This is a genomic window from Pseudomonas sp. P4_D7 (genome assembly GCF_056401755.1).
In genome coordinates this window covers 1-3,463 of the sequence record NZ_JBFUIR010000116.1, presented here as the reverse complement: position 1 = coordinate 3,463, position 3,463 = coordinate 1, and the positions used below count along the sequence as shown (strand labels likewise).

The window sequence follows — 3,463 nt, the reverse complement described above, 5'->3', positions numbered from 1 at the left end:
GGATGACACGGGTCAGATCGAAATCGGAGATTTGCCGGCCATCCAGTTTCATTGGGCGCTCAATCTGCTGCAAACCGATCTGATGATCCCTGGAGTCATTGCGCCAGTGACCAAGGTCGTGCTGATGTACATGGATGAGGACTTCGTTGAGGTCGAAGGTGAGCAGATTTTGCGGGGTACGCGGTACATCAACGGCAAGCAACTGAGCTTCGGCAATATTGCGCCCAAGCAGATACTGACTGCGCAGTAACCGGCATTAAAAAACGCCGTCCCGATTGCGCGGTGCGGCGTTTTTTATGGCTGAAACATGCGTTGGTTGTAAGGTCGCCTTCGCGAGCAATCACAACGTCTCATTGATCGTTCCCACGCTCTGCGTGGGAATGCAGCCCGGGACGCTCCGCRTCCCTTCCARAGCCGAACGCGGAGCGTCCGTTGAGGCATTCCCACGCAGGAGCGTGGGARCGATCATCGCGTGTCGCTACTGCGGCAAYTCCAGATTATCCATCACCCGATTCACCGCCMGCTCGCCGAGCATGATCAGTTGCGCGATCCCCAACAGCGTCCTGCGCTGCGACGCGGGTATGAGGTGGGCGAAGTCATGGGCGATGGTTCTRGCTGAGGCGAGTGTTTCGCTGGCATCGGCCAGCAGTTCCTCRTTTTTGAAGTCRGCGGTRACGGCGTACATCCGGCGGGTTTTACGCGGTGGTGGCGTGGAGCCGGGTGGGCAGAGGTAGTGATCGAGCGCGCGTTCGGCGGCGTCGTTAAGCTTTTTTGAATCGAGGGATTCGTAGGGGGAGGCGGGATCGGTTTCGGGTGGGTTGGGTGTTGGTTTGATCATGGTGAAGCTCCTGAGGTTATGGAGCCACTCTTTCCCTGTCGCTAAACAAGTGAAGGTGGCAGCTGTACGCAGGTTAGCGAACCGGTCACAGGCACCCCGGTAGACCCAAAGGTCTCCCGCATACAGCCGCCATAACGTAATTGCGGGCGAAGAGTCCCACAACGAAGCCACGAACGCTGATGCACTGAGATGGTCCGGGTCGCTAAACCCGATCGCTGATTCGTCAGCGACCGACCCACAATAGAACCCGCCCCCAAAGCGCACAAGCCGGCGGATTCTGGCGTAGCTGTAGGCAATGGCGCAAGAATTTGTAGCCTGGAAGGCGTGTCCTGAAGTGTCTTTTAAACACCAGAGTTTAAGARGCGCRTTGCGCTGACTTCACTGGCCCCTTCGCGAGCAAGCTCGCTCCCACATTTGGAATGCGTTTCCCTGTGGGAGCGAGCTTGCTCGCGAAAGGGCCAWYCCGGYCAGCAGAAAAAYCTYGATCAAGCCCCCCAAGCCCCCCTGTTTAAATCACTGGTCAAATAAATCCGTCCCCCTTTTCTCCCTTGGATCCGGAGGCATCGAAGTGAGAAATCTCCAGTAATCAGGCGTTTGTCATTAGTTAGTCAGCTCGAAGTTATCGTATCGGACAACGTCGCTGGTGGCGTTTTGAATATCTATACGCCTGATGCCGTGGGCTGAAAAATCAAGCTGCTTGGGGCTGTTGTCGGGGTGGTAATTAGTCAGTTCTTTTTTTCCGAGTGAATTACCAGCGGCGTTATAGAACACCGCAGTTGCAGCCACATGCACGTCCTGGTACCAAAATCGAACACGGGAATAACTCGAATGCAAATCCAGCCTTAGTGTGGATATGACGCCATCTGTGACCAGGACTTTTCGCTCGATTTTCCCCGGTATGTTAGTTGCACCCGCCTCTGTGAGTTTGACCAGTCCTCCCGATCTTCCAAGGTTCGTGACTTTCATGCTTGCCAGATCGAAGCTTTGACCGGGCGCGATGGAGCGATCCGGGTAAGCGTCAAAGTTCTCGAGTAGATCCGGACCCGGTACTGCCTCGCCCACGAGCACCCTCAACACCTTCGAAAACATCAACCGCTCACCACTTCCCGATTTGTACACGGTGTAATTGATCAGGGCATCGGCGCCGCGATTGTTTGTTCGCCAGTCAGAAGGAAGTGTAAAGACTGGCGTGACACCTGCCTGAACGGGTCGCGTATCACTTTCCCATAGCGTGTTGGCGGTAGCGCGCAAACGTACCGTATAGCCAGTCGTCATGCCTGCGTAGTTGACGCTAACAGTTTCCTGATCACTCGACAGGGTCGGTGCCAGGAGATCGAATGACTGAGGGAGAATGTGCAGCAGCAAATAGCGCGAAGGAATCAAGGTCGTGCCCGGGGCCGTACGTACCGTGTAAAAGACCTTCACCGTATGGCCAATGCTATCGATCACCTCCAGGCGCGGAATGCGGATGTCGATGGTGCCAGGGGTTCCCACGGTGATCACCTCCGAGTGGTAGGTGTGCCGAGGGTTTTCCCAAGTGATGCGAACCGTATGGCCGCGGGCCATGCCGGTGTAGTGCGGAACTTGAGCGGTAACGTGTTGGGCGAAATAGACATGATCGAAGTCAAGTTGATCCCCTGCGGAGCCGTGTGCCTCAAGTACTTTTGGCGCCGCTGGATCGGTGACTGCTGAAATTGAGTTCATGGGGTGTCTCCTGCGTTCGAGTGATTGCCTGGAAAGGCTCCATTTGATGCAGGAAGTAAGAATTCTCGCCACTGTCAGATCTGACAGGTGATCGAGTATTTCCGATGAGCGGTGGCTTTGCAGATGTCCTCTTTTGGTTGGCTCCGTCGTCGAGAGACCGTTGGTCTGGAAGTGCCATCCACCTGTCAACTCTTACAGTAGACGGATGGCTGTTCATGACATCGATATAGGGGCGCAAGTTTACCGAATCAGGAGAGCATGATCATGGCAGAGCGCATTTACCGAAAACTTGAGGGCATGGGCTTGGAATATGTGTCAGGGCGACTGGAACAGAACCCGAAAGAGCGGGCCATCTGCTACACCGTCACTTTCGACATGGATCTGGATTTCACCCATTTCAAACAGATGGCCAATGCTTATATCCCGGATTATCTCGACAATCCGATCAACGCGATCAGGCCTGAACTGGACGGCCTGGCTAACCACTATTCCTACAACTACCTGTTCGGTGCAGCGGGAAACATCCGCGACAATCAGGCGTTGTTCGAACTCTTCACCTCGCCTAGTTATTACAACGATCAATGGGCGACCGGCCCTCATCGGCAGGTGCGTTATGGCAAACCGGAGCTTGTGCAGGTCGGGCGAAAATTCCGCGTGACTGCACGCAGAGACTTCAGATCGCTGGATGACACGGGTCAGATCGAAATCGGAGATTTGCCGGCCATCCAGTTTCATTGGGCGCTCAATCTGCTGCAAACCGATCTGATGATCCCTGGAGTCATTGCGCCAGTGACCAAGGTCGTGCTGATGTACATGGATGAGGACTTCGTTGAGGTCGAAGGTGAGCAGATTTTGCGGGGTACGCGGTACATCAACGGCAAGCAACTGAGCTTCGGCAATATTGCGCCCAAGCAGATACAC

General features: G+C 55.0%; 3 protein-coding genes and 1 pseudogene. 2 read left to right on the top strand and 2 right to left on the bottom strand.

All coding sequences use genetic code 11. The annotated features are described in order from the left end of the window. Positions 1–250, top strand: a pseudogene (locus AC1DVF_RS28710) (hypothetical protein); the annotation flags it as partial. Positions 251–478: 228 nt separating this feature from the next. Here AC1DVF_RS28710 and AC1DVF_RS28705 read toward each other — a convergent pair. Together AC1DVF_RS28705 and AC1DVF_RS28700 are read right to left on the bottom strand one after the other, a co-directional pair. Further along, positions 479–838, bottom strand: a complete 360-nt coding sequence (locus AC1DVF_RS28705; protein ID WP_477783571.1) for a DUF6124 family protein — start codon at positions 836–838, stop codon at positions 479–481. A 600-nt stretch (positions 839–1,438) separates the two neighbouring features. Next, positions 1,439–2,542: a hypothetical protein gene (locus AC1DVF_RS28700; RefSeq protein WP_460090192.1), complete on the bottom strand. Its 1,104-nt coding sequence runs from the start codon at positions 2,540–2,542 to the stop codon at positions 1,439–1,441. 264 nt (positions 2,543–2,806) lie between these two features. Here AC1DVF_RS28700 and AC1DVF_RS28695 point away from each other — a divergent pair. Continuing rightward, positions 2,807–3,463, top strand: a 657-nt coding sequence (locus AC1DVF_RS28695; protein WP_477783570.1) for a hypothetical protein, incomplete at its 3' end; no start/stop codon positions are given.